This is a genomic window from Streptomyces cyaneochromogenes (assembly GCF_003963535.1).
In the GTDB taxonomy this organism is placed as follows: domain Bacteria; phylum Actinomycetota; class Actinomycetes; order Streptomycetales; family Streptomycetaceae; genus Streptomyces; species Streptomyces shaanxiensis.
In genome coordinates this window covers 10068229-10095032 of the sequence record NZ_CP034539.1, presented here as the reverse complement: position 1 = coordinate 10095032, position 26804 = coordinate 10068229, and the positions used below count along the sequence as shown (strand labels likewise).

The following is a 26804-nucleotide window of genomic DNA, read 5'->3' as shown; positions in this document are numbered from 1 at the left end:
GCCTTGCCCCTTCGTCGGTGCTGTCCGGGCGGACCCCGGCGGTGCCGTCCGGGCGGTCCCCCGGCCGCCCACTGATCGGTGCCGTCACTGCCGCCGCCAGGAGCGGAACGTCCGCAGGTGTTCCGGCGTGACCACGGTTTCCAGCCGCTCGTCGTCCGGGTCGCCGCCGCCCAGTGCCGACAGCAGGCGGCGGGCCGGGGCGTTGCGCGGGGTGCGTTCCGCGGTCAGGCGGACCTTGGCGCAGTCCAGTTCCTCGGCACGGTCGGCCAGCCATTGCAGCAGCCGTTCCTCTACGCCTCGGCCGAGGGCGCGGCAGCTCATCAGCCAGGCGAGGACGTCGAGTTGGTCGCCGTCGTGGCGCACGGCGAGCAGGCCGATCTGACCGTAGTCGCCGAAGCGGTCGCGGGCCGCGGCCGTCCAGATCTCACCGTCTTCGCGCCAGCGGGCGACGTCGCCGCCGTCGGCGGAGCGGGCACGCAGCGTGAACTGGTTGGTGCGGGCGACGAGTTGCTCGGCGCGCTGGACGTCGTCGTCGGACAGGGCCCGGACGTCGACCTCCAGCTCCAGCCCGTCCAGGAACTCCTCGAAACCGGCCTGTTCGCGCACGGCGTCGCGTTCCCGCTCCTGCTCGTAGAACCGCGCCCGCAACGCGTCCTCGGCCGTCGCGGCGGCGGGGACCAGCGGCCACAACCGGCCCAGGAACTCGGTCAGTTCGGCAGTAGGCGGGCAGGTCACCGACAGCACCTGCGGCAGCGCGGCGCGCATCTTGGCGATCTCGGCCGGGTTGTCGTCGAGGAACAGGAAGCTGTCCAGGCCGAGGTTGAGCGTGCGCGCCGCCTCGGCCAGACGGGTCGGCTTCGGTCCCCAGGCCGCGGACAGCACGCTGAAGTGCTCCGCCTTCAGGGCACTGTCCGGCCGGTCGAGTACGGCACGGACCGTGTCCTCGTCGTTGTTGCTGACCAGCACCAGCAGCGCGCCGGCCGTCCGCCACCGCAACAGCCTGCGGGCCAGCTGGGCCCGCGGACCCGTCAGGTCGACGGCCTCGGGGCCGATCTCCCCGGCCACGCCGCCCCACAGGGTCTCGTCGCCGTCGACCGCGATCACCTTCGGCGCGGGGCGAAGTACCGCCCGGACGGCCTCGGCGAGGCGCAGAGCGACGGCCGCCTGGAAGTGCGGGGTGAACGGAAGGTGGGCCAGTCGTTCGGTGCGCTCGTCGAAAGGCTCCTCGACGGGGTGGTGGCGGGTCCAGTCGTCGGGGCCGAGTACGGCGATGCCGGGCGCGTCGGCCAGCTCGGCGGCGATCTCCCGCTCCCACCGGCCGAGGCGGTCCTCGGGCTGTGCGGTGGGCAGGAAGCCGACGATCAGCGGCTTGCGGCTGCGCTCGGCCGCGGCGCGCAGTGCGGCCGGGTAGGCGGTGCGCAGTTCGGCGAGCAGCGCGTCGTCGACGGGGCCGAAGCGTTGCAGGTCCGCCGCCCGCAGGAGGACCACTCCCGCGGTGGTGGCCGGGTCGGCGAACACGCCGTTCGGGTCGCGCAGGCTCGCCAGGACGTGGTGGTACGGCGCCTCCGCGACGGTCGTGACACTGCCGTCCCGTAGCGACTCGTCCACCGCCGTCTCGCACATCAGGGGCAGGTTGCCGAGGGCGAAAGTGGCGGCGAGGGCGAGCTGGTGGGCCGGTGCGGAGGTGGGTCCCTCGGCCGGGACCTGTTCGGCGCCTGCCTCCGGGATCTCGGCAGTCATCGGCGTCGGCGCGGGCGCGGACGTCGTACGCACCGGTCCCGCCGGATCCCCGGCCGTCTCCGCGAGCAGCCGCAGCAGTTCCTCCCCCAGCTCGGTGACGGCAGCCGCGTCCAGGATGTCGAGGTTGTGGTCCAGGCGGATGCGGCCCGCGTCCGGCGTCATGGTGATCATCAGGTCGAGGTCGGAGTAGCCCGTGCCCGCCGGAAGCACCTCCAGGGCGGCCGGCCGGCCCGCGGCCCGTACATAGTTGAAGTACACCTCGACCAGCGGCGCGTTGGCCCGGTACAGGCCCTGCCGGGCCAGCACCGGCAGTACGTCGGAGAACATCGCTCCCTTGGCCAGCACCCGTTGCAGACGCCCGTCGGTGCGGCGCAGCACGTCCTCGATCCGCTCCCCCGCGTTCGCCTGGGCGGGGAACGGCACCGGCACGCCGAAGAAGCCCACGGCGTCGTATGCGTCGGCGTGGATGCGGGTGTCGACGGGCACGGCGAGGACGAAGCGTTCGTGCTCGCGCTTGCGGGCCAGCAGGACGGTGAGGGTGCCGAGGCAGAACGCGGCGGGGGTCACGGCCAGGCGGCTCGCGGTGGCCGCGATCCGGTCCATGAGCCCGTCGGGGATCGGCACGGTGACGCTGCCGGCGCGGTACGAGCGGGTCTGCGGGCGCGGTCGGCTCAGGGTCAGGTCGAGGCGGGCGCCGCCCTGGAAGGCGGCACGCCATTCGTCCGCGTCGGCCTGCGTGTCGGTATCCCCGCCGACCACCTGCTGGGCCTCGGTCAACAGGGCGATGTCGCGGTTGCTGACGGTGCCGTCGAGCGCCGTGCCGGACAGTTCGGCGTCGATCTCGCCCGCCACGAGCAGCAGCGACTGCAGATCGCTGACGGCGTGATGGGCGCCGTAGACGAGGATCTGGCCGCGCTCGCCGCCGTCCAGCAGCTCGAAGCGCCACAGGGGCGCCGTCTCCAGAGCGAACGGCGGTTCCAGGAGCGCCCGCAGTCCGTCGGCGGCGTCGAGGCCGGTGTCGTCCGGCACGACGGTCCACCGCAGCGGGGGTTCGGCGAGTTCGCGGTCCACCCGTAGCTGCCGCCCGCCCTCGGCGGCGGTGACGACGGCGGTGCGCAGGGCGGCGTGCCGTGCGGTGAGGCGGGTGAGGATGCCGGTGAGGGCATCGCGGGTGGTCGGTGTGGTGAGGCGTACGGCCAGGCCGACGGCGTGGGCGGCCTGCGGCATGCCTGGCTGGGCGCTGCGCAGCAGCCGTACGACGTCGCGGGTCGCGGGGTGCAGTTCGGTCGCGGGTACCTCGGCGGCGGGCCGCGGCTCGTCCGGCTTCGTGTGCTGTCGCTCGTCCTGTGCCGCCCGGTCGGGCAGTGCCGCGCTCAGGGCCTGGGCGAGGCCGCGGATGTCGGCGGCCGAGAAGACGGTTGCCGCAGGGAGTTCGACGCCCAGCTCGCGGGCGAAGGCGTTGCGCAGCCGCACGAGCATGAGGGAGTCGAGGCCGAGTTCCTTCAGGGCCGTGGTCGCGGAGACCTGGACGGCGCCGCCGGAGACCTCGCCGACCCGGGCGCGTACGTACGCCTCCAGCCGTACGGCCCGTTCGGTGTCGGTCGTCGCCGAGAACACCTTCTTGACCAGGTCGTCCGTGTCGGGCGTACCCGTGGGGACAGTGATCAGGTCGGCCAGGATCGGGCGGGTGCGGGCGGCGTCGGGGTCGAGGGCCAGCAGCTCCCAGTCCAGGGCTAGGGGGGCGAGTTGACGACGGGCGGTGGTCAGGACGCGGTCGAAGAGTTCGCCGCCGTCCTGCGCCGAGAAGGCGACCAGGCCCGAGCGGGCCGTCTCGGCCTCGCGGGCGCCGGCCCCGGACACCATGCCCACGCCCGACCAGGCGCCCCAGTCCAGGCTCAGCGCCCGCCGGTCCGTGCGGGAGAGGTGGTGGGCCCAGGCGTCGAGGAAGGCGTTGGCCGCCGAGTACGGGCTCTGCCCGGCCGAGCCGAGCAGACCGGCCGCGGAGGCGAAGAGGACGAAGTCCTCGGCGTCCGGGGTGAGTTCGGTGAGCAGCGCGGTGCCCAGGACCTTGGGGGCGAGGACGCGCAGGACGCGTTCGTCGGTCAGGTTCGCGATGGTGGCGTCGTCGAGGACGCCGGCCGCGTGGACGACGCCGGCGATCGGGCCGAGTGCGTGGCGTACGGCGTCCAGGGCGGCGGTGAGGCCGGCGCGGTCGGCGACGTCGGCGCGGGCCACGTGCACGGTCACGCCCCGCTCTTCGAGATCCCGGATCCAGGCCATGGCGTCCGCGGAGGGCGCGCTCCGGCTCATCAGGGCCAGGCGGCGGGCGCCTCGGCGGACCAGCCGTTCGGCGACGACGCGTCCGAGGCCGCCCAGGCCACCGGTGATCAGGTGCACGCCGTCGGCGGTGACGGCCCTGTGACCGCTGTCGTCCGGACGGGTGCGGGTCAGGCGGGGTACCAGTCGTCCGGCGCCGCGCAGCGCGACGAGCCGTTCGTCGTCGGCGTGCCGGAGCTGCGTCCACAGGGAGTCGACGCCGTCCGTCGGCGGGAGGTCGACGAGCGTGGTCCTCAGCTCCGGGTGCTCCTGTGCCACCGCGAGGCCGAAGCCCCAGGCGAGCGCTTGCTGAGGCCGCGTCACCTGCGTGCTGTCACCGGCTGCCTGGCTGCCCCGCACGACGACGAACAGGCGCGGTGCCGGGCCCTGCGCCCGGTCGGCGAGCGTGCGCACCAGGTGCAGGGTGCCCAGGCAGCACAGCCGGGCGGCCTCCTCGGCCGTGCGGGCGTCATCGATCGCGGGAGCGTCGAGGGCGGACAACTGGACGATGCGCTCAGGCAGTTCGCCGGCGAAAGCCTCGTCGAGGAGGCGGGCCAGTTGCCGGGGGTCGGCCGGATCGAGGACGTAGTGGGCTGGCCCCTCGGCGGCGAATACCTCGCCCCTTCGGGCGACCACGTACGGCACGGAGCTGCTGCCCAGCCGTTCGACGAGTTCGCAGGCCACGCCCGACTCGTCGGCCAGGATCAGCCACCTGCCTTGCGCGGGTGGCTCGTTGGCCACCGCGCGGGACTGCCAGCGGGTCTCGAACAGCGCCCCGTCCAGGGGCGAGAGCGCGGCCAGCTCGAACTCCTCGGCCACCAGAAGCAGTTGGTCCTTCTCGTCGTACAGCCGAAGGTCGAGTGTGGCGGTGTCGCCGGACACGGACCGCAGTTCGCAGGTCACCCAGACAGGGGTGGTGCGCAGTCCGGTGTGGTGGAGCCGGCCGACGCCGGCGGGCACGAACGCCCGTCCTTCGGGTGCTCCGCCGGGCAGCGCGGCCGCGTGGAAGGCGGCGTCGAGGACGGCCGGGTGCAGCAGATGGCCCGCGGCGGGCTTGTCGGCCAGTCGGGCGAGGCTCGCGGAGTGGGTGCGGTGGCCCGACTCCAGGCCTCGGAAGGCGGGGCCGTACTCGATGCCGAGGGCTGCGAGACCGCCGTAGACGGTCGGCAGGTCGACCTGTTCCGTGCACTGCGTGCGCAGGGCGGCGAGGGAGTCGCCGGGGGCGATGCCGGGTTCGGCGGGGTCGACGGCGACGCGGCCGCCGGCATGGCGTTCCCAGCGGGTCCGCTGTCCGCGTCCGGTGGGCGCCGAGGCGATGGTGAAGTCCCGGAAGCCGTCGACGGCGGGGCTCAGGACCAGTTGGAGCCGGGTCGGCCGGGACTCGTCGAGACGCAGCGGCTGGACGAACCTGACGTCGGCGAGCCGTACGTCGGCGCCGTCCTGCACGGCGGAGGCGGCCTCCAGCGCCATGCCGAGGAAGGCGGCGCCGGGCAGCCACACCTCGCCCGTGACCTTGTGGTCGGTCAGATAGGCGAAGCGGCTGTCCCTCAGGTCCACCTCGCTCTGGAACAGGTGCCGGTCGGCTTCGTCGCTGGCCTCGACGTGGGTGCCGAGGAGCGGGGAGGCGCCGGTCGCGGTGGCCGGGGCGGGGGCCAGCCAGTGGCGTTCGCGGGCGAAGGCGTAGGTCGGCAGGTCGACGCGGCGGCCCCCCGGGAACAGCGCGGACCAGTCGGGCGTGTGGCCGGCGGCGTACAACTCCCCCAGCCTGCCCAGCAGGACGTCCCGTCCGCCGCGCTGTCGGCGCAGCGAGCCGACGCTCACCGCGTCGATTCCGGCCTCGGCCGCCACCACCTCGATGGACGAGCCGAGCGAGGGGTGCGGGCTCAGTTCGACGAAGTAGCGGTAGCCGTCGTCCAGCATGCGGCGGATCGTGTCCGCGAAGCGGACGGGCTCACTGAGGTTGGCGTACCAGTAGCCCGGGTCGAGACGGTCTGCGGACACGGGTTCCGCGAGCACCGTCGAGTACAGCGGGGTCCGGGCGTGCCCCGCGCCGATACCGGAGAGGCGGGCGAGCAGGTCGTCTCGCAGCGGTGCCATCAGCGGGGTGTGCGAGGCGAACGGCGTCGACAGGGGCCGGACCTTGATGCCCTGCTCGTCGAGGCCGCGGCGCAGCTCGGCCAGTGCGTCGGCGTCGCCGGAGACGGCAGTGGAGTGCGGGCTGTTGACGGCGGCGACGAACAGCCGGCCGGCGTAGGGGGCGAGCAGTTCCTCCACGCGCGGACGCGGGAGGTCCAGGGACAGCATGCCGCCCTGGCCGGCGACGGGTACGACCGCCCGGGCGCGTCCGGTCACCACGGCCACGGCGTCGTCCAGGGTGAGGGCGCCCGCGCTGTACGCGGCGGCGATCTCGCCCAGGCTGTGGCCGGTCACGGCGTCCGGGGTGACGCCGAGCGAGCGCCAGGCGGCGGTCAGCGCCGCGTTCACCGCGAACAGCGCCGGCTGCAGGTACTCGGTGCGCTCGAGCGGGGAGAACTCCTCCGGTGCGCGCAGCGCGTTGAGCACCGACCAGCCGGCGTGCCGCTCCACCGCCTCGTCGATCCGGGTCAGCTCCTCACGGAAGGCCTCCGACTCGGTCATGAGGTCCAGGCCCATCCCGGGCCACTGACCACCGTGTCCGGCGTAGACGAAGGCGACCTTCCCCGTCCGCTCCTCCCGGTGCGGCGGCAACGGCATCCGTCCGGCCGCCAACTCGCCGAGCACGGACCGCAGTTCGCCGCGCTCCCGCTCCTCGGCCACGATCGCCGCACGCCGCTCGAAGTGGCTGGTGCAGGGCCAGGGTGCGCGCGACGTCGGGCAGTGGGACGGAGTCGTCGGCGAGGTGGCGGGCCAGCGCGGCGGCCTGTCCGCGCAGGCCCGCCTCACCGCGGCCGGACAGGACGAACAGGTGCTTGCCCGGCGGGACTTCGGCCGGGGGCTCGGGCGTGGGCGGCTGCGCCTCCTCCACGATCACGTGCGCGTTGGTGCCGCTGATCCCGAAGGCGCTCACCCCCGCACGCCGGATCCGTTCCGCCGACGCGGGCCAGGCCACCTCGTCCCGCAGCAGACGCAGTCCGCTGTCCGCCCAGTCCACGTGGCGGCTGGGCGTGTCGGCGTGCAGGGTGCGCGGCAGGGTTTCGTGGTGCAGTGACTGCACGACCTTGATCAGGCCGACGACGCCCGAAGCGGCCTGTGCGTGCCCGACGTTGGACTTCAGCGAGCCCAGGTACAGCGGGCGTCCCTCGGGGCGCGAGGCGCCGAAGACCTCCGCGAGGGCGTTCGCCTCGATCGGGTCGCCCAGGGTCGTGCCGGTGCCGTGTGCCTCGACGTGGTCGATGTCGGCGGGGCGCAGCCCGGACTGCTCCAGCGCGCGCCGGATCACCTGCTCCTGCGCGGGACCGTTCGGCGCGGACAGGCCCTGGCTGCGGCCGTCCTGGTTGACGGCGGTGCCGCGCAGCACGGCGAGGATCCGGTCACCGTCGCGCCGGGCGTCGCTCAGTCGTTTCAGTACGACCATGCCGGCGCCCTCGGCCCAGATCGCGCCGTCGGCGGCGTCGGAGAAGGAACGGCATCGGCCCGTCGGCGACAGTCCGCGCAGGCGGCTGAACTCGACGAAGGTCTGCGGCGTGACCATCAGGGTGACACCGCCGGCGAGCGCCAGATCGCACTCGCCCGCACGCAGCGCCTGCGCCGCCAGATGCACGGCCACCAGCGAGGACGAGCACGCGGTGTCCACCGTCAGGGCGGGCCCGTTCAGCCCCAGCGTGTACGCGAGCCGTCCCGAGGCGACGCTCAGGGCGGAGCCCGTGCCGACGTAGCCGTCCAGCTGGTCGAGCCGGGTGCCGGAGAGGTAGTCGCTGCCGAACATGCCGACGTACACGCCGGTGGTGCTCCCCGCCAGGTCGGCGGGCACGATTCCGGCGCGCTCCAGCGACTCCCAGGCCGTCTCCAGCAGCAGTCGCTGCTGCGGGTCCATCGCCGCCGCCTCCTTCGGGGTGATGCCGAAGAAGCCCGCGTCGAAGGAGTCGATGTCGTCGAGGAAGCCGCCCTCGCGGGCGTAGGACTTGCCGAGGGCGTCCGGGTCGGGGTCGTACAGCGACTCGACGTCCCACCGCCCCGCCGGGAACGGCCCGACCGCGTCCCGTCCCTCCGCGACGAGGCGCCACAGCCCCTCCGGGTCGGTGACGCCGCCGGGCAGTCGGCAGGCCATGGCGACCAGAGCCACCGGCTCGTCCGAGGAGCGTGCGGGTGCCGGCCGGGCCTTCCGGCTCGTGCGGCCCGTTGCCGCGAGCGCGCTGCTCAGCAGGTATTCCGCGAGACGCCCCGGCGTCGGATGGTCGAAGAGCAGGGTCGCGGGGAGTTTGGCGCCGATCCGGGCACCGATGCGGTTGCGCAGCTCGACCGCCGTCACCGAGTCCATGCCGAGGTCGCGCAGCGGCTGATCCGGGCGGACGGACTCCGCCGAGCGCAGGCCGAGGGCGTGCGCGGCCTCCTCGCGGACCAGGGCGAGGACGCGCGCGGCGCGTTCGGACTCCGGCAGCCGGGCCAGCCGGTCGGCCGGCGTGCGGCTGCCCGCTCGAACGCGCCCGGACGCCGGGAGCAGGGTGCGCCACAGGGCGTCCGTCGGTGCGGCGGCTCGCAGCCGGGGCAGGTCCAGCGCCCAGGCGACCAGGTGCGGGGCGTCGCGCCGCAGGGCCAGCGCGGTCAGCTCCCGGCCCTGGTCGGCGGTGAGGGCGCGGTGACCGACGCGGGCCATGCGCTCCAGGTCGGCGTGGACCGCCGCGAGGCCCTCCCCGGCCCAGGCGCCGAAGGAGACCGAGCTGCCGGGCAGGCCCAACGCCCTTCGGTGGTGGGCGAGTTGGTCGAGGAAGACGTTGGCGGCCGCGTAGTTGGCCTGACCCGCGCTGCCGACCACTCCCGCGGCCGAGGACACCAGGAGGAAGAGGTCGAGCGGGTGGTCGGCGGTGAGCCGGTGCAGGTGGGCGGCCCCGTCGACCTTGGGGCGCAGCACCTGTGCGAGCCGTTCGGGGGTCAGCTCGGCGACCACGCCGTCGGCGAGGACTCCGGCGCAGTGGACGACTCCGCGCAGGGGCGAGTCGTCCCCGATGCGGGCCAGTACGTCCGTCACGGCCGCCGCGTCGGCGACGTCGCAGGCGGCGATCTCGACTTCTGCGCCGAGTGCGGTCAGTTCGGCGGTGACCTCTGCCGCGCGGGGATCGCCGGTTCCCTGACGGGAGGTCAGCATCAGGTGCCGGACGCCGTTCTCGGCGAGCATGCGGGCGATGTGGCGGCCTACCGCGCCGAGACCTCCGGTGATCAGTACGGTGCCGTCGGTGGGAAGCCGAGCCGTACCGTCGGACGCGGCGGTACGGGCACGGACGAGGCGAGGTGCGAGCAACTCACCACCGCGCAGGGCGAGTTCAGGCTCATCGGTGCATTCGGCGGCCGACAGCAGTGACGGTTCGTCACCATCGAGGTCGAGGAGGCCGATCCCGAGGTCCGGGTGTTCGCTGCGGGCGCTGCGTACCAGTCCCCACAGCACGGACTGGGCGAACCCGGCCACCGGGTCCCCGTCGGCCGCCGCGATCGCCCCGCGGGTCACCCAGAGGGTGCGCGTGGGCGACTGGTCCGGCGGCAGGGCGATCAGCGCCTGCAGTTCGGCCAGGGCCGTGGCGGCCAGCTCGTGTGCGGTGGCGGCCGGTTCGGTGTCGGACGTCGGGCGAGGCCAGATTCGTACGACGGTCTCGGCGCCCTCGCCGGTGACCTGGACGCCCGCCGCGCGCAGGTCGCGCAAGGCCGCCGCCACCGCCGGGTCGGACGGGTCGCCGTGGACGGCCCACGCGGTGCCGGGCGCCTCGTCCCGCGTCTCCCGTACGGCAGTCCACGCCACCTCGTACAGGTGCCGCCCGTTCTCCGGGCCGCCGTTCAGGTCGGCCGGGTTCGCGGCGCGCAGGCGTACGCCCTCCAGCCGTCCCGCCGGGAAGCCGTCGGCGTCCCACAGAGCGACGTCCAGGGTGAGGTCCGTGCCCGAGCCGCCGTCCGTCCTGCGTACGGACGCGATCAGGTCCGTCGCTCCACCGGGGAGCAGGACACAGCGGGCCACGGCGACCGGCAGCAGGACCTTCCGGTCGTCGGTGTCCAGGACGGCGGCCACGTGGAGGGCGGCGTCCAGGAGCGCCGGGTGGAGCGGGTAGGGGTCGGCCGTGTCACGGGCCACGGGCGGCAGCGAGAGGCGGGCGAGCACGGTCCCGTCGCCGGACGCGGTGGCCTGTCGTACGCCCTGGAAGGCCGGGCCGTAGCCGAGACCGAGAGCGGTCAGTCGCTCGTAGGTCTCCTCGCCCCAGGCCGGCTCGGCCGTCTCCGGCCAGGTAGGTGGCTCGTCGGCCGGCAGGGCGGCCGACTCGGCGGCGGAGGCGGTGGCGTGCAGGGTCCAGTCGGTGGCTTCCTGGACGCGCGGGCGGCTGTGCACCGTGATCTCCGGTACGGCCCCGGCGGTGACCACCTCGACGGACACCTCGACCGTGCCCGTGTCGGGCAGGGTGAGCGGAGCCAGGAGGAGCAGGTCGGTGACGTCGGAAGGGGTGTCCGGGCGGGCCACGGCGAGCGCTGCCCGGCACAGTTCCATCAGGGTGGTGCCGCAGACCACGGTCCGGCCGAAGACGGTGTGGTCGGGCAGCCACTCGGCGGTGGCCGGCGACCACTCGTTGCGGAAGGTCCAGCGGGTCTCGTCCGCCGACTGGAGCTGGACGCCGAGCAACGGGTGCGCGGCACGGTCGAAGAGCCCCGGGGCGGCGGCGGAGGCGGCCGGCTCGATCCAGTGGCGCTGGGTGTCCCAGGCGTACGTCGGCAGGTCCGCGGGAGCGGTGGGCGGGACCAGTGGGCGCCAGTCGATCCGTCGTCCGTGGACGTGGAGTTCGGCCGTGGCGCGGTCCAGGCAGGCGGGGCCGTCCTCGTCACGGCGCAGGGAGCCGACCGCGACCAGGCTCTCGTCGATGGTGTGCAGGGCGGTGAGCAGCGACGGGTGCGGGCTGAGTTCGACGAAGCAGCGGTAGCCGTCGGCGGCCATGCGCTCGACGGTGGGCGCGAAGCGGACGGGTTCGCGCAGGTTGGTGTACCAGTAGTCGGCTTCGAGTTCCTCGGTGACCGGTTCGCCCGTGACCGTGGAGTACCAGGCGACGGACGTGGGATAGGTGGTGACTCCGTCGAGTTCGTCGAGGACGGTCGCCCGGACGGGCTCGACCTGCGCGCTGTGGGAGGCGTAGTCGACGTCGAGGCGGCGGACGAAGACCTGTTGCCGGTCGAGGTCGGCGAGCAGGGCCTCCACCGCGTCCACGGCACCGGCGACGACGGTCGAGCGGCCGCTGTTGACGGCGGCGACGCCGATCCTGCCGTCGCCGTCCGCGAGTCGCGCCTCGACCTCGGTGTGCGGCAGGGCGACGACGGCCATGGTGCCGGTGCCGGACAGGCCGGACAGCGCCTGGCTGCGCAGGGCGACCACGGCCGCGGCGTCGTTGAGGCTGAGTGCCCCGGCGACGCACGCGGCGGCCACCTCGCCCTGGCTGTGTCCGACGACCGCGTCCGGCCGTACACCGCGGGCACGCCACACCGCGGCGAGCGACACCATCACGGCGAAGAGAACCGGCTGGACGACGTCGACGCGTTCCAGGCCAGGGGCGCCCGCGTCGCCGCGCAGGACGGATGTCACCGACCAGTCGGTGAACGGGCGCAGGGCTGCGTCGCAGCGGTCGAGTTCGTCGGCGAACACCGGGTCGCGGTCGAGCAGGTCGCGTGCCATGCCCGCCCACTGGGCTCCTTGCCCGGGGAAGACGAAGGCCACCTTGCCTGCGGGGAGGGTCTGTTGAGGGCCGATGGTCAGGTCGGCGTCGGGCCGGTCCTCGGCGAGGGCACGCAGGGCGGTGAGCAGGTCGGCGTGGTCGCTCGCCCAGACGACGGCCCGGTGCTCGAAGTGGGTGCGGTGGTGGGCCAGCGTCGCGGCCACGGCCGGGAGCGGCGCGTCGGGCTGCCGCTCAAGGGTTTCGAGGAGGCGGCCGGCCTGTGCCCGCAGTGCCGGGAGGGTGCGGGCCGAGAGCGGGAAGAGGGTGGCGCCGGGCAGGTCGCCGGGCTGTCGCGTCGGCTCTACCGGGGCTTCCTCGATCACCACATGGGCGTTCGTGCCGCTGATACCGAACGCGCTCACCCCGGCCCGCCGTACCCGCTGGGGATCCCGCGGCCAGGCCTGGGCCTCGCCGTGTACGCGCAGCCCACTGTGCGCCCAGTCGATGTGCTCGGTCGGGTTCTCGGCGTGCAGGGACGCAGGTATCCGGTCGTGGTGGAGGGCCAGTACGGTCTTGATGACGCCGGCGATGCCCGCGGCGGCCTGGGTGTGGCCGATGTTGGACTTCAGTGAGCCGACCCCGAGGGGGCGCTCGGCGGGGCGGCCGGGCCCGAAGACGGCGGCCAGGGCGCGGCCCTCGATGGGGTCGCCGAGCCGGGTGCCGGTACCGTGCGCCTCGATGTGGTCCAGGTCGTGCGGCTGGAGCCCGGCGGCGTCGAGTGCGGCGCGCACCACCCGCTCCTGAGCGGGGCCGTTGGGGGCGCTGAGGCCCTGGCTGCGGCCGTCCTGGTTGATCGCCGAGCCCTTGACGACCGCGAGGACGCGGTCACCGTCCCGGCGCGCGTCGGCGAGCCGCTTGAGCAGCACCACGCCGCAGCCCTCGGCCCACACCACGCCGTCGGCGTCCGCCGAGAACGGACTGCACCGCCCGGACGGCGACAGTCCGCGCAGCCTGCTGAACTCGACATGCCCGCGCGGCGTCACCAGCAGGGACGCGCCGCCCGCCAACGCCAGGTCGCACTCGCCGCCCGCCAGCGCCCGCGCCGCCAGATGCAGGGCGACCAGGGAGGAGGAGCACGCGGTGTCCACGGTGACCGCCGGGCCCTGCAGGCCGAGGGTGTAGGCGATCCGGCCGGACGCCACGCTGGACGCCGAGCCGGTGCCGACATGCCCGTCGAGCTGGTCCAGGGCGGCCGAGGCCAGGTAGCCGCTGTCGTACAGGCCGATGTAGACGCCCGTGGAGCTGCCGTTCAGTGTGTCCGGGACGATCCCGGCGCGTTCGACGGCCTCCCAGCCGGTCTGCAGGAGCAGCCGCTGCTGGGGGTCCATGGCGGCGGCCTCGCGCGGCGAGATCCCGAAGAAGCCCGCGTCGAAGCGGTCGATGCCGGAGAGGTAGCCGCCACGCAGGGAGTACGCCTTGCCGGTGGCCTCCGGGTCGGGGTCGTGCAAACCCTGTGTGTCCCAACGGCCCGCCGGCACCTCGCTGATGGCGTCCTCGCCCGCGGTGAGCAGCCGCCACAGCGCCTCAGGGTCGTCGGCACCGCCGGGGAAGCGGCAGGCCATCGAGATGATCGCGATGTCGTCGTCGTGCCGTACGGGTACGTCGGCCGGCGCGGGGACTGTGCTCGTCCCATGCGCCGTCGACCGCCCGTCGTCGAACACCGCCTCGGCGAGCGCCGCGATCGTCGGATGGTTGAAGACGAGGGACGGGTCCAGGGGCCGGCCGGTCAGCGCGGACAGCTCGGCGGCCAGCGTCACCAACTGCCGTGATCCCAGCCCGAATTCGGCGAGCGGCCGATCCGGTTCGACGGTCAGCGGGTCGAGCCCGGCCGCCTCGGCGACGGCCGACTCCAGCCAGGCCCGTACCCCCTCGGGTGCGGTGAGCGACGGGTCGGGGGACGGCTTCGGGGACTCGAGCGCAGGCATGTAGACAGGTGTCCTCGTGGATTCGGGCAAGGGCTGGAGCCGTACGCCGTGCGGGGATCGCATCGTGGTGCGGTCGCTGCGGCCGTCGTACGGCGCACTCGCCGACGTAATACGGTGACTGGGCGGTGTCAGCTCAGGGCGGGCGCGGCGATCACGGCGAGGGTGCCGTTCAGGTAGGCCGCCCGCGAGGCGTGGCGCTGGATCTTCCCGCTGGACGTCTTGGGGATGGTGCCCGGCTCGACCAGGACGACGTCACGGACCGCCAGACCGTGGGCCTCGCCGATCGCGCTGCGGACGACGTCGGTGATCTTCTCCGCCTCGTCTGCCACGTCAGGGGTGATCTCGGCGACGACGACGGACTGCTCGCCGTGGCCCCCGTCCACGGCGTCGACGGAGAACGCGGCGGTACAGCCGGGACGCAGGGCCGGGTGGGCCATCTCGGCGGTCAGTTCCAGGTCCTGCGGGTAGTGGTTGCGTCCGTCGATGACGATGAGGTCCTTCAGGCGGCCGGTGACGAACAGCTCGCCGTCGCGCAGGAATCCGAGGTCGCCGGTGCGCAGGAAGCGGCCGTCATGGCCGGTCAGGGTGGCGCGGAAGGTCTCGCGGGTGGCGAGGGCGTTGCGCCAGTAGCCCTTGGCGACGCTCGCGCCGCGCACCCATATCTCGCCGACCTCGCCCTCGGGCAGTTCCTCGCGCCCCTCGGGGTCGGCGATGGCGACGGTGACGTCGGGGCCGGGACGGCCGCAGCCGACGGCCGCCGCGTCGGACTGGCCGGCGTGCGGGCCGGACTCGGAGGCCTGGAGCAGGGTCGGTGCGGTGTGGACCGTGCTGCCGGTGACCATCAGGGTGGCCTCGGCCAGGCCGTAGCACGGGTAGAGGGCCTCGCGGCGGAAGCCGGCCGGGGCGAAGGTGTCGGCGAAGCGGCGCAGGGTGGCGGCGCGTATGGGCTCGGCGCCGTTGAAGGCGACCTTCCAGTTGCTGAGGTCGAGACCGTCGAGGAGCTCGGGGCCCGCGTGCTTGAGGCAGAGCTCGTACGCGAAGTTGGGGCCGCCGCTGGTGTGCGGGCGGTAGTGGCTGATCGCGGTCAGCCAGCGCTGGGGCCGCTGCAGGAAGTGCAGCGGGGAGAAGAGGGTGGCGGTCACGCCCAGGTGGACCGTGTTGAGGACGGGGCCTATGAGGCCCATGTCGTGGTACACCGGCAGCCAGCTGACGAACATCTCGTGGCCGTACTCGGCGATGGTGTCCTGCGTGTGGCCCATGCGCTCGGTGATGACCCGCTCGTTGTCGAGCAGGTTTCCGTGGGTGACGATCACGCCGCGCGGGGCGGAGGTGGAGCCGGAGGTGTACTGGAGGAAGGCGACCGAGTCAGCGGTGAGGTCGGGCTCCCGCCAGGCGGCGGCCGCCTCGTCGGGGATGTCCTCGGTGGCGACGCAGGTGATGTCGGCGAGTTCGGGCAGGTGCTCCGCCATCCCGGACAGGGCCGAGATCACCTCACGGCCGCCCAGGATCACCTTGGCGTCGGCGTCGGCGATGAGGCGCTTCATCCGGGTCAGGGCACGGTGGTTCTGCGCGCGGCCCTGCGGCGGGACACCCGGCACGGCGACCACACCGGCCGTGAGACAGCCCAGATAGCCGCAGATGAACTCCAGGCCGGGCGGGTACAGCAGCATGGCGCGGGTTCCGGCCAGGCCGCGTTCCTGCAGCCAGGCGGCGACGGCGCGGGCGCGGTGGGCGAGACGGCCGTACGAGATCTCCTGGATCTCGCCGTCGACATCGCCGGTGACGAGGTAGCGGTAGGCGGTTCGATCGGGGTGGTGCGAAGCATGCGTGGTCAGCAGATCGACCAGGGAACGAACCATGTTGCGAGTCTCACCTGTCTGAATCGGTGGGCGAGGAACTGGAGTTCGAGGGGCGCGCAGGAGAAACGCGCAGACGCCTCGGTCGGCCCGGCCCCCTTGCCGGACCTGTCGCGCTCGACGACCCGCCGGGAAGCTGTGGCGCTGGGTCCGGACTCCCCGCGCCCCCGTTCAGCTTGCTACCGGCGAGTAGCACCATAGCAACTCCGTTCGGTCCGACGGGCCGAACAGAAGTAAACCCTACGTGTCCAAAGGGTGGTTGGCGAAGCGAGGTCCGACACAGATCCGTCACCTGCGGACAGGCAAAAGCCCGGACACCTCGGCTCTCTCGGTGTCCGGGCCGCGCGGGCGGGCCGGGTCAGCCGCCGCTCAGTCGCGTACGCAGAAGCGCCTTGCCGAGTTCGGCGCCCTTGCGACTGTCCGCCTGGGCCTTGCGGAACAGGTCGGCCACCTCGGTGTCCTTGCCGCGTTCCGCGTCCTCGATGTAGTTCTCCAGACGCAGCGCGTTGTTCAGGCACGCTTCCACGTACCAGATCAGGTTGTAGTCCTTGTCCTGCGTACCGGTCACGCCACCGGTTTCCGTGCCGCTGGTCATTCGGGCCTCCTCCGGCGTTGTCGTTCCTGGCTTCGCCGAGTACCCGCCGCCCGGGCGGGCACACACCGCACCGCCGAAGGCGGGCATCTACGCCAACTCCCCCTTGCTGTACGCCAATTCAGACAGTTGACGCAGAAGTGAGCAGAGTCCTGACACTTTCGAATTGAAGTATCGATCGACCGTGCGAGATCGGTCGATGACGGTGTGTACTGTGCTCCGAGCGCCCTCCCCCGCGGCCTCGGGACCAGCCCTGCCCGACCGCTCCCGAACCGACCACCTGGGAACCGACTCGATGATCGAAATACCGGACCTGGTGACCGGCGGTCTCGCCGTCGGCATGCTGTCCGCAGTCGCCCTGGGCGGCGGGCTGCTGCACGCGCAGCGCCAACAGGCGCGGCAGCGCGCCGAGATCGCCGCGTTGCGCCACCAACTCGGCGACGCGCTACAGGCGTTGACCGCCGAGGTCGAGCATCTGGGGGCGCAACGGCTTCCGGCCGCGGCCCGGCAGCTGGCACACCCGCATGTCACTGTGCCGGGCCCGCTGCATCCGCAGACCTCGGGCACGCCACTGGGCCTCGCGCTGGAGCAGGTCCTGACCGGGCTGCGCACCGAGCTGGCCGCGCAGCGCACCCGGGTGGACGCGGCCGCGCAGGCCGGGATGCGCGGGGCGACACGGGAGATCCAGGCGGCCCTGTACCGGTTGCAGGACGCGTTGCGCGGGCTTCAGCAGAAGTACGACGACCCGGAGTTGACGCAGACCCTGTTCCAGCTCGACCACGAGAACGAGCAGTCGCTTCGGCGCGCCCAGGTGGCCGCGGTGGTGTGCGGGGCCTGGGTCGGGCTCGCCCGCGAGGAGTCGCACCTGGTCGACGCGGTGACCGGCGGCCAGGCCCGGCTCGCGGGCTACCACCGGATCCGGGTCCACAACCACCTGGCGGCGGGGACCGGGCTCGTGTCCCATGCCGTGGAGCCGGTCGCGATCATCGTCGCCGAACTCCTCGACAACGCCCTGCGGCACTCCGCGCCCGACACCGACGTCGTGGTCAACCTGGAGCACGTGCATCACGGCGCCTGTGTCACGGTCGACGACGCGGGCCTCGGTATGACCCAGGACGAACGCGCCCGCGCGCAGCGGCTGGTGGCCGGCTCCGAGCCGATCCTCCTCACCGAGCTGGGCGACCCGCCGCGCATGGGACTCGCCGCGATCGGACAGCTGACCCGGCAGTTCGACCTCAGCGTGGACCTGTCGTCGCCGTCGCCGTACGGCGGAGTGCGCGCGGTACTGCGCGTCGACAGCCACCTGCTCAGCCGTATCGACCCCGACGAGCGCCCGCCCGCGGCCAGCGCACCACGCCCCACACGCAAGGCATCCCACGACCAGGCGTCCGCCCGGGCCCGGGGCGAGGAGCCCCTCGGCTCGCGCGATGGGGAGTCCCTCCGCCCACGCGGCGACGAGACCTCCGGCTCGGGCGGTGAGACCTCCGGCGCCCCCCGTGGTGAGGCCTCCGGCGGCTCCCGTGACGAGCCCGCCGCGAGCTCGCGACCCCGGACGTCCGGCACCTCGCACGGATACGGCGCCGAGCACGACCACGACGCCTCCGGTACCGCCTCCGGGCACCACGCTCCGCGCGAAGCCGGCGGCCTGCCGCAGCGCCGGCGCCGCACGCGGCCGGCCGCCGCGTCCGACGACACGCCCGCACCGCGGCCCGAGGTACGCCGCCCGGATCCCGAGGTACGCCGCCCGGAGCGCGCCGCCGCCGCGCTCGGCGCGCTGCAAGCCGGTACGTCCGCGGCCCGGTCGGCGGCCGGCCAGCGCACGGGCGATGCCTCCACGGCCGTACCGGAATCCGCCGGCGCGGCCCGCCGGCGGGCCGAGGCCACGGCCGACGACATCGATCAGACCGACCATGAAGGGGGAACGGCTCGATGACCAGCCGTGATGCTGGAGACACCGCGTGGGTGCTCGAACCGATCCTGCAGGTGCCGCACGTCGTGGCCGCCGTGCTGCTGACGCGGGACGGACTGGTGACCGGGTACACGGACGCGCTCACCCGGCCCTCCGCCGAGCGGGTGGCCGCGATCACCAGCACCGTGCAGGGGGCGTGCCGTACCGCGGCGGCCGCGTTCGCCGACCGGGAGCAGGCCGAGGTGCGGCAGGTCGTCATCGAGTCCGACCACGGCTATGTGCTGATCGTGCCGACGGATCACGGCACCTGCGTGGCCGCCTACGGCGACGAGGAGGTGCGCCTCGATCTGCTCGCGCACCGGGTGCACTCGCAGGTGGCCCGGCTGGGCGAGAAGGCGATGGCCGCCGCGCCCCGAGGTGCCGACGGAGACGCGTCGGCATGACCGGCCGGCGTGACGGCCGCCCGCTGGTCCCGGCGTATCTGTCGACCGGCGGCGTGGCCCGGCCCAGCCGGTCCCACCTGGAGCGGCTGTCGGTGCTCACCGGCACGCGTACTCCCGCCCCCGCCGGTCTGCCCGCCGCCCAACTCGCCCTGCTGGACGCCCTGGACGAAGGTTCGCTGACGGTCGTGGAGGCCGCCGCGCTGCTGCGGTTGCCGGTGTCCGCGATACGCGTACTGGCGGCCGACCTCATCGACCGGGACCTGGTGCTGGCCCGTGCGCCGATCCCACCCGCCGGACGCTTCGACCCCGACCTGCTGAAGAGAGTGGCCGATGGCCTTCGCGCCCTCAAGCACATCTAGCGCTCCCCGGACCCCGACCGGGGACGTCCACCTCCCCGACACCGCCCGCGACCTGGTCAAGATCCTGGTCGCCGGCCCCTTCGGCGTGGGCAAGACGACCCTGATCGACTCCGTCTCCGAGATCCGGCCCCTGCACACCGAGGAGCCGCTCAGCGAGGCGTCCGCGCAGGTGGACGATCTCGCCGGGGTGCGGGACAAGTCGACGACCACGGTCGCCGTCGACTTCGGCCGGATCAGCCTGCCCGGCGGGGTCGTGCTGTATCTGTTCGGCACACCCGGGCAGGAGCGGTTCCGGGCGCTGTGGGACGACATCGCGTACGGCGCGCTGGGCGCCCTGGTCCTGGTCGACAGCCGTCGGATCGACGCGTCGTTCGACGTGCTGGGGCTGGTGGAGGAGTCGGGGCTGCCGTACGCCGTCGCGTTCAACGCGTTCCCGGACGCGCCCCGGCATCACACCCGGGAACAGCTGCGCGCCGCCCTGGACCTGGAGGCGGGCACGCCGATGGTGACGTGTGACGCGCGGGACGCCGACTCGTCCGTCGACGCGCTGCTCGCGCTGGTCCAGCACCTGATCGACCGCAACGCTCCGGAGGACGCCCGGTGACCACCCACTCCCCCGACCGGCAGGCCTTCACCCGCTCGGCACCCGTGCGGCTCTGGGAGGACGGCTTCGCACAGGATCCGTACCGCTACTACGACGAGCTGCGTGCCCAGGGCCCGGTCGGCTGGGCGGAGTTGGCTCCGGGCGTGCCGGCGTACGTCGTCACCGAGCGGCGGGCGGCGCTGGATCTGCTGCACGACACGGAGACCTTCTCGCACGATCCGCGGCCGTGGGAGTCCACGGTCGCCGACGACTCTCCGGTGCTCGGCATGATGCGCTGGCGGCCCAACACGCTGTTCGCCGACGGCGCGGCCCATGTCCGGTACCGCAGCACGCTGATCGACACCTTCGACCGGATCGAGCCGCACGATCTGCGGGCCCGGGTGCACCGGGCGGTGCGGGTGCTGGTGGGCCGGATGGGGCCGAAGGGCGAGGCCGATCTGGTGGGCGAGTTCGCGCGCCCGCTGATGGCGCTGGTGTTCAACAACCTCTTCGGGCTGCCGGACAGTCAGAGCGACCGGCTCGACGGGGCGCTGGGCAAGATGATGGAGGGCGGCGCCGAAGCGGCCGAGGGCGAGGCGGAGTTCGGCGGGTACGTGCTGGAGCTGATCGGGGCCAAGGCCGAGCGGCGGGGCGACGACCTTCCGAGCTGGCTCCTGGACCACCCGGCCGGGCTCACCCCCGAGGAGGTCACCTGGCAGGTGTTCCTCACCCTGGGCGCCGGACACGAGCCGACGGCCAACCTGGTGTCGAACGCGCTGTCCCGCATCCTCGGCAACCCGCTGTACTACTCCACGCTCACCAGCGGGGCCCGCCCCGTGACGGACGCGGTGGTGGAGGTGCTCCACCACGAGACACCGCTGGCCAACTACGGCATCCACTACGCCCGCAACCCGGTGTCCTTCCACGGCACATGGATCAGAGCCGCGGTGCCGGTGGTCGTCTCCTACGGCGCGCTCGCCCACTTCGCCGAGCAGGAGGTCACCAGCGGCCGGCACCCCAAGGACGCCTCGCACCTGTCCTGGTCGGCGGGCCCGCACGCCTGCCCGGTCCGGCAGCACACGCTGCTCATCGCCACCGAGGCGATCGAGCGGCTCACGCAGTGGCTGCCCGACCTGGAGCCGGTCCTGCCGCGCGCCCGCCTGACCTGGCGGCCCGGTCCCTTCCACCGCTCGCTGACCTCGCTGCCCGTCCGGTTCAGCCCTCGCTCCCCCGACCAGCCAGGAGTTCCGTCGTGACCGAGACCGACCGCACCGAACGCCTCGACCGCTTCGCCATCGACCCGTTCGGATCCGACATCGCCGGCGAGAGCGCCCGGCTGCGCGCCCTCGGCCCGATCGTGCCCGTGCAGCTGCCCGGCGGCATTCCCGCGTGGGCGCCCACCGGCTACGACACCCTCAAGGAGCTCATCCTCGACCCGCAGGTCAGCAAGGACCCGCGGCGGCACTGGCGGCTGTGGCCCGAGATCGGCGAACACCCCTCCTGGGGCTGGATCCTGGGCTGGGTCGGCGTGGTCAACATGCTCTCCACGTACGGCGCCGACCACACACGGCTGCGCAAGCTGGTCGCGCCGAGCTTCACCCAGCGGCGTACGGAGCTGATGCGGCCTCGGGTGGAGGCGATCACCACGGAGTTGCTGGACGCCCTCGCCGGCGCCGTCGACCACGGCGGCACGGGCGGCGGCGTGGTCGATCTGAAGGCCGGGTTCGCCCATCCCCTGCCCATGCGGATGATCTGCGAACTGTTCGGTGTGCCCGACGAGTTGACGGAGGCGACCGGGACGCTCATCGCCGCCATCATGGACACCTCCGACCCGAGCCCGGAGCACGCGGCGTTCGTGCAGCAGCAGATCGGCACGGTGCTGGGGGCGCTGATCGCCCACCGCAGCGAGCACCCCGGGGACGATCTGACGACCGAGCTGATCCGGGTGCGTGACGAGGACGGCGACCGGCTCAACGACGAGGAGTTGCTGTACACGCTGCTGCTGGTGATCGGCGCCGGTTTCGAGACGACCGTCAACCTCATCGGCAACGCGGCCGTCGCCCTGCTGACCCACCCCGAGCAACTGGCGGCCGTACGGTCCGGGGAGATCGGCTGGGACGCGGTGATCGACGAGACGCTGCGCGTGCACCCGTCGATCGCCTCACTGCCCCTGCGGTTCGCCGTCGAGGACATCAAGGTCGGGGGCGTGACGGTGCCGGCCGGGGACGCGATCATCACGACGTACGCCGCCGCGGGTCTGGACCCCGAGCACTACGGGCCGGACGCGGACGGCTTCGACGCGGCGCGCGGGGCCGACGACCATCTGGCGTTCGGGATCGGTGTGCACCGGTGCATCGGCGCTCCGCTGGCCCGGGTCGAGGCCATGACGGCGTTGCCCGCCCTCTTCGAGCGCTTCCCCGGCCTGGATCTGGCCGTCGGGGAGGACGAGCTGCGTCAGGTGCCGTCGTTCATCGCGTTCGGCTGGCAGGAGATCCCCGTGCGCCTGCGGGCCTGAGGCTGAGGGCGCGGGGACGCGACCGGTCCCCCGTTCCGGTCGTGCCCCCGCCGCAGGTCGAACTTACGTCTACGCGGGGGGATTGGGTATCGCGTCGATGCCCGCTGTACGCCCCATGGGGCTCACCTGTGCACAAGTGAGTCCGGAAGGCCCTATTTGGCCGCCCGAAGTGCGGGCTGGTCCAGGTCACCGAGGGTGAGATGGGCCAGGACGACCTCGTACAGGTCGGCACCGCCGGCGAGAAGCTGCCGTTGCAGGACGGGTTCCGCGCTGCGGACGTGCTCGCGGACGGTCTGGGCGTGCACGCCGAGGGTCTGTGCGGCCCGTTCGGCGTTGCCGCCCTCGGCGATCCAGGCGCGCAGGGTACGGCGCAGGTCCCGGCTGTCCTTGTCGAGGTGGGCGAGGAGGTCCTGCGCCCAGGTGCGCATGGCGGGCCCGGACAGCAGGTCGTTCAACGGGACGGGCGCCGCCTCGGTGGTGGCGTCGCTGTCGGCCGGCGTGTCGGCCAGGCTGACCTGGATGTTGAGTGCCAGGTGGACCACGGCGCGGGCGGTGAGGTCGGCGAAGTCGGTGCGCAGCAGGCCCTCCACGCGTTCCATGCGGGCGCGGACGGTGTTGCGGCTGACGCCGAGGACCTTGGCCGTGCTCACGGCGGTGAACTCCAGGCCCAGCCGGGTGGTGGCGAGCAGTTCGGCGCGGGTGTGGTGCGGCAGGGTGTCGAGCGGCCGCAGCAGACGGTCCGTCCAGCCGCGCAGGGCGGCGGGGTCGATCAGCCGCTCGGGGTGGGTGCGTTCGGCGTAGACGGCGGCCTTGTCCGGGCGGAAGTGCGCGACGGCGAGGGCGCTCACGGCCTGACCGTAGGCGGTGGCGATGCGGGCGAGGCTGTGCCGGGCGCTGCCGCCGAGGAAGGTGCGCGGGCGCGGGCCGATCAGCGAGCGCAGTTGCCGGGCCTCGGACTCGCCGGGCGTCACGACGATCACGTGCTCGTCCACCGCCGGGCAGAGCACGACCAGCGCGCGCTCGCCCGTCACGTCGATGCACTGCTCGGCGAGCCCGTCGCGCTCCTCGGCGGTGCCCTCGACGACGTAGACGCATGCGGAGTCCGTGTCGAGCAGACCGGGCCACAGTCCGGCGGCGACGCGGCGCGCGGAGACGGTGTCCTCCACCATCAGCAGTTGGAGGATCGCCAGGCGCAGATCGGAGGTCGCCTGTTCCAGCCGGCGTCCGGCGGCGGTCGTCTCGCCCGCCTTGAGCAGGAGTTCGATGACCTGGACGGTGTGCGTGACGATGTCGGCGGTGCGCCGGTCGAAGGCCGACTCGCGCGACACCGCGAGGACACCCGCCGCCGAAGGGTTCGGGTACGCCACCCTGACCAGGCGCAGATGACGGCCCTGGCCCTCCCAGGCGGCGGAGGCTATACGGCCGGCCGCGACGGCCTCGACGAGGCGGTCGTCCAGGGGTGGCAGCGGGCCGCCGAGGAGGGTGCCGGTGTCGTCCCGGAGCGCGGCGATGCCGTCCACGGCATCCGCGAGCCAGGCGACGACCCGGCGCACGTCGCGTCCGGTCGGCCGCAGGTGGTCCAGCAACTGCTCCGCCCACGCCGAGCCGTCGGCGCTGCCCGTCCCCGCCTGACGGACCTCGTCCTCTCTGCCAGCCACGTCGGCCTTCACCTCGTCCTGCGCTTCATTCACGACGTACCGGTCGGGGACGTTACCTCACGTGTACGACGCGGTTCGCCGTCGTTCACATCGGGAAAACGGTTGAGCCTCGGTCATGGTCTTTCCGTTGACACCGGTTTGCGCGGACCGGCGAAACAGGTGCCCCGCGGCCGCCCTCCCGGGCCTGCCCACAAGGCCCACTCACCCGGGCCTGCACGGCCCTCGGGCCTCCAGGGCATAGGCTCGGCGAATGGCGAAGTACTTCGACGTGCACCCCGACAACCCTCAGCCGCGCACCATCGCCCAGGTCGCCGACAGCGTCCGCGCCGATGCGCTGATCGCGTATCCGACGGACTCCTGCTATGCGCTGGGCTGCCGGCTGGGCAGCCGTGACGGCATCGACCGGATCCGGTCCATTCGCCGGCTGGACGACCGGCACCACTTCACCCTCGTCTGCCAGGACTTCGCGCAGCTCGGCCAGTTCGTGCGGGTCGACAACGACGTGTTCCGCGCGGTCAAGGCGTCGACGCCCGGCAGCTACACGTTCATTCTCCCCGCGACGAGGGAGGTGCCGCGGATGCTCCAGCACCCCAAGAAGAAGACGGTCGGCGTGCGCATCCCCGACCACATCGTCACCCAGGCCCTGCTGGCCGAGCTCGGGGAGCCGCTGCTGTCCAGCACGCTGCTGCTGCCCGACGAGGAGGAGCCGATGACGCAGGGCTGGGAGATCAAGGACCGGCTGGACCATGTGCTGGACGCGGTGGTCGACTCCGGGGAGTGCGGGACCGAGCCGACGACGGTGATCGACTTCTCGTCCGGCGAGGCCGAGATCGTACGGAAGGGAGCGGGCGACACGTCCCGCTTCGAGTAAAGCCGTCTCCAAGTGGGCGGGGGTGCCCCGACCCGTTTGGATGGTGCGTGCAAGCATGCGTGCGGCCCGGTTCCGCCGGGCCGGCGACGTGCTCGCCGAGGACCGCGCAGAGAGGCACCCCCATGACCTCCGTACAGGCAACAGACGTCGACGTCCCCACCGAGGACGGCGTGGCGGACGCCTACTTGGCCCATCCGGGCGACGGTCTGCCCCGGCCGGGCGTCCTCCTCTACCAGGACGCCTTCGGGCTGCGTCCTCATCTGCGGTCGATGGCCGACCGGCTCGCCGAGGCCGGCTACACGGTCCTCGTACCGAACGTCTTCTACCGCCACGGGCGCAGCCCGGTCTTCGAGCTGCCCGAGTTCATCGACCCCGCCGCGCGGCCGGAACTGTGGGAGAAGATCGTCCCGGTGATGCAGTCCCTGACGCCCGAGCTCGCGATGCGGGACGCCGGTGCCTATCTGCGCTGGATGGCGCAGCGGCCCGAGGTCGCCGACGGTCCGGTCGCCCTCACCGGCTACTGCATGGGCGCCCGGCTCGCCCTGCGTACGGCCGGTGCCTACCCGGAGCGGGTGGCCGCCGCCGCCGGTTTCCACGGCGGGCAGCTGGCGACCGACGCACCGGACAGCCCGCACCTGGTCGCCGAACACGTCACCGCGGAGCTGTACTTCGGCCACGCCGACGCGGACCAGTCCATGCCGCCCGAGCAGATGGAGCGCCTCGCCGGGGCGCTGACCGCGGCCGGGGTCCGCCACCGGTACGAGGTCTACGAGGGCGCCCACCACGGTTACACACAGGCGGACACCTCCGCATACGACCGGGCCGCGGCCGAGCGGCACTGGGCGGCGCTGCTCGATCTGCTGAAGCGGACGTTCTAGACCGCTCGTGGCCTTGGGCCTGCGCGCGAACGCCTCTGCCGGACCGGTGGCGCGCCGGGCCGGACCAAGGCCGCATGCGGGGTTATCGTCGGCGGCGTGGACGGTGATCACCGAGGGTGGCGGGAGTGTTCGCTCAGCGGGGCCGTGTTCGCCGTGTGCATGGCCGGCACCACGCTGCCGACGCCCCTCTATCCCCTCTACCAGGAGAAGTTCGGGTTCTCCGAGCTGACGGTGACCGTGGTGTACGCCGTGTACGCCTTCGGGGTCATCGGCGTGCTGCTGCTGGTGGGCAACGCCTCGGACGCGGTGGGCAGGCGCGTGGTGCTGATGTGGGGACTGGGGTGCGCCGCGGCCAGTGCGGTCTGTTTCCTGTGCGCCACCGGGCTGGGCTGGCTGTATGCGGGGCGGCTGTTGTCGGGGCTGTCCGCCGGTCTGTTCACCGGGGCCGCTACGGCGTACGTGATGGAGTTGGCGCCGCCCGGGGGCGCCTCTCGGGCCACCTTCGTGGCGACGGCCGCCAACATGGGCGGACTGGGCTGCGGTCCGCTGCTGGCCGGCGTGCTCGCGCAGTACGCCGCCTGGCCGCTGTATCTGCCGTTCGCCGTGCACCTGGCCCTGGTCGCCGGTTGTGCCGCCGTCCTGCTGCGGCTTCCCGAGACCGTACGGGAGCGGCTGCCGCTGAGCACCGTACGGCCGCAGCGGCCGGCCCTGCCCGCGAGCGTGCGGGCGGTGTTCGGTCCCGCGGCGATCGCCTCGTTCGTGGGGTTCGCGCTGTTCGGTGTGTTCACGTCGGTCAGCCCCGCGTTCCTCGCCGAGTCCCTGGACGTGGACAACCACGCCGTGAGCGGGCTGGTCGTCGCGCTGGCCTTCTTCGCCTCGACCGCCGGGCAACTGGCCGTCGGTCCGGTCGGGGTGAGGCGATCGCTGCCGCTGGGCTGCGCCGGACTCCTCGCCGGGCTGGCGCTGCTCGCGGGGGCGCTGCACTGGGATCTGATGTCACCGGTGGTGCTCAGCGCGCTCGTCGGCGGCTGCGGTCAGGGGCTGGCGTTTCGCGGGGCGCTGGCCGCGGTGGCGGAGGCGTCCCCGGCGGACCGGCGTGCGGCGGTGATCTCGACGCTGTTCGTGGTGGCCTACGGGGGCATCTCGGTACCGGTGATCGGTGTGGGCCTGCTGACGGGGCCGATCGGCCTGGAGAACGCGGGGCTGGTGTTCATCGCGTGCATGACCGTGCTGGTGTCGGGCGCGGCGGCCTATCTCCTTCGGCGGCCGGTACCGGTGCGGACCTGAG

The 26804-nt window shown here is 73.3% G+C and carries 14 protein-coding genes; 9 read left to right on the top strand and 5 right to left on the bottom strand.

Translation table 11 applies throughout. From position 1 onward, the window contains the following. Positions 1-84 precede the first annotated feature (84 nt). The 4 genes from EJ357_RS49895 to EJ357_RS45225 form a co-directional block, all read right to left on the bottom strand. Positions 85-6693 (bottom strand): HAD-IIIC family phosphatase, encoded by a 6609-nt coding sequence (locus tag EJ357_RS49895; protein ID WP_267132870.1) that lies wholly within the window; start codon positions 6691-6693, stop codon positions 85-87. Continuing rightward, complete coding sequence (locus tag EJ357_RS49890; RefSeq protein WP_228472806.1) at positions 6668-13852, bottom strand: type I polyketide synthase; 7185 nt, start codon at positions 13850-13852, stop codon at positions 6668-6670. The genes EJ357_RS49895 and EJ357_RS49890 overlap by 26 nt, the downstream gene beginning before the upstream one ends. A gap of 128 nt (positions 13853-13980) precedes the next feature. Next, positions 13981-15711, bottom strand: coding sequence for a fatty acyl-AMP ligase (locus tag EJ357_RS45230; protein ID WP_126398368.1), 1731 nt, complete (start codon positions 15709-15711; stop codon positions 13981-13983). Positions 15712-16066: 355 nt separating this feature from the next. Further along, on the bottom strand, positions 16067-16303 hold the full coding sequence (locus tag EJ357_RS45225; protein ID WP_126398366.1) for a hypothetical protein: 237 nt from the start codon (positions 16301-16303) through the stop codon (positions 16067-16069). A gap of 292 nt (positions 16304-16595) precedes the next feature. On the opposite strand from EJ357_RS45225, the gene EJ357_RS45220 reads away from it, so the two are divergent. Genes EJ357_RS45220 through EJ357_RS45190 form a run of 6 tightly spaced genes read left to right on the top strand, consistent with a single transcriptional unit; the run spans position 16596 to position 22109 of the window. Beyond that, a complete protein-coding gene (locus EJ357_RS45220) occupies positions 16596-18233 on the top strand; it encodes an ATP-binding protein (RefSeq protein ID WP_228472805.1) in 1638 nt (545 codons plus the stop codon). Continuing rightward, positions 18230-18652: a roadblock/LC7 domain-containing protein gene (locus EJ357_RS45210; RefSeq protein WP_126398364.1), complete on the top strand. Its 423-nt coding sequence runs from the start codon at positions 18230-18232 to the stop codon at positions 18650-18652. Before EJ357_RS45220 ends, EJ357_RS45210 begins: the two co-directional genes overlap by 4 nt. Next, positions 18649-19011: a DUF742 domain-containing protein gene (locus EJ357_RS45205; RefSeq protein WP_126398362.1), complete on the top strand. Its 363-nt coding sequence runs from the start codon at positions 18649-18651 to the stop codon at positions 19009-19011. The genes EJ357_RS45210 and EJ357_RS45205 overlap by 4 nt, the downstream gene beginning before the upstream one ends. Beyond that, on the top strand, positions 18983-19615 hold the full coding sequence (locus EJ357_RS45200) for a GTP-binding protein (RefSeq protein WP_126398360.1): 633 nt from the start codon (positions 18983-18985) through the stop codon (positions 19613-19615). Before EJ357_RS45205 ends, EJ357_RS45200 begins: the two co-directional genes overlap by 29 nt. Next, positions 19612-20850 carry a cytochrome P450 family protein gene (locus tag EJ357_RS45195; RefSeq protein ID WP_126398358.1) on the top strand — a complete coding sequence of 413 codons (1239 nt, stop codon included), beginning with the start codon at positions 19612-19614 and terminating at the stop codon, positions 20848-20850. Before EJ357_RS45200 ends, EJ357_RS45195 begins: the two co-directional genes overlap by 4 nt. Continuing rightward, the gene (locus EJ357_RS45190) at positions 20847-22109 is read left to right on the top strand and encodes a cytochrome P450 family protein (RefSeq protein WP_126398356.1); all 1263 of its coding nucleotides are present in this window, start codon (positions 20847-20849) and stop codon (positions 22107-22109) included. Before EJ357_RS45195 ends, EJ357_RS45190 begins: the two co-directional genes overlap by 4 nt. Before the next feature lie 152 nt (positions 22110-22261). Here the strand turns inward: EJ357_RS45190 and EJ357_RS45185 are convergent, their stop codons facing one another. Next, positions 22262-23767, bottom strand: coding sequence for a PucR family transcriptional regulator (locus EJ357_RS45185; protein ID WP_126398354.1), 1506 nt, complete (start codon positions 23765-23767; stop codon positions 22262-22264). 250 nt (positions 23768-24017) lie between these two features. Between EJ357_RS45185 and EJ357_RS45180 the strand changes: the two genes are divergently transcribed. The 3 genes from EJ357_RS45180 (at position 24018) to EJ357_RS45170 (ending at position 26803) form a co-directional block, all read left to right on the top strand. Beyond that, the gene (locus EJ357_RS45180; protein ID WP_175647762.1) at positions 24018-24638 is read left to right on the top strand and encodes an L-threonylcarbamoyladenylate synthase; all 621 of its coding nucleotides are present in this window, start codon (positions 24018-24020) and stop codon (positions 24636-24638) included. Between the two features lie 122 nt (positions 24639-24760). Then, a complete protein-coding gene (locus EJ357_RS45175; RefSeq protein ID WP_126398352.1) occupies positions 24761-25516 on the top strand; it encodes a dienelactone hydrolase family protein in 756 nt (251 codons plus the stop codon). A gap of 96 nt (positions 25517-25612) precedes the next feature. Continuing rightward, positions 25613-26803: an MFS transporter gene (locus EJ357_RS45170; protein ID WP_126398350.1), complete on the top strand. Its 1191-nt coding sequence runs from the start codon at positions 25613-25615 to the stop codon at positions 26801-26803. The last annotated feature ends 1 nt before the right edge of the window (position 26804 follow it).

Excerpts from the sequence above, each read along its gene's own strand:
- EJ357_RS45175 (WP_126398352.1), top strand. The coding sequence starts at position 24,761 with ATGACCTCCGTACAGGCAACAGACGTCGACGTCCCCACCGAGGACGGC.
- EJ357_RS45230 (WP_126398368.1), bottom strand. The coding sequence starts at position 15,711 with ATGGTTCGTTCCCTGGTCGATCTGCTGACCACGCATGCTTCGCACCAC.
- EJ357_RS49895 (WP_267132870.1), bottom strand. The coding sequence starts at position 6,693 with ATGACCGAGTCGGAGGCCTTCCGTGAGGAGCTGACCCGGATCGACGAG.
- EJ357_RS45180 (WP_175647762.1), top strand. The coding sequence starts at position 24,018 with ATGGCGAAGTACTTCGACGTGCACCCCGACAACCCTCAGCCGCGCACC.
- EJ357_RS49890 (WP_228472806.1), bottom strand. The coding sequence starts at position 13,852 with ATGCCTGCGCTCGAGTCCCCGAAGCCGTCCCCCGACCCGTCGCTCACC.
- EJ357_RS45220 (WP_228472805.1), top strand. The coding sequence starts at position 16,596 with ATGATCGAAATACCGGACCTGGTGACCGGCGGTCTCGCCGTCGGCATG.
- EJ357_RS45210 (WP_126398364.1), top strand. The coding sequence starts at position 18,230 with ATGACCAGCCGTGATGCTGGAGACACCGCGTGGGTGCTCGAACCGATC.
- EJ357_RS45200 (WP_126398360.1), top strand. The coding sequence starts at position 18,983 with ATGGCCTTCGCGCCCTCAAGCACATCTAGCGCTCCCCGGACCCCGACC.
- EJ357_RS45205 (WP_126398362.1), top strand. The coding sequence starts at position 18,649 with ATGACCGGCCGGCGTGACGGCCGCCCGCTGGTCCCGGCGTATCTGTCG.
- EJ357_RS45225 (WP_126398366.1), bottom strand. The coding sequence starts at position 16,303 with ATGACCAGCGGCACGGAAACCGGTGGCGTGACCGGTACGCAGGACAAG.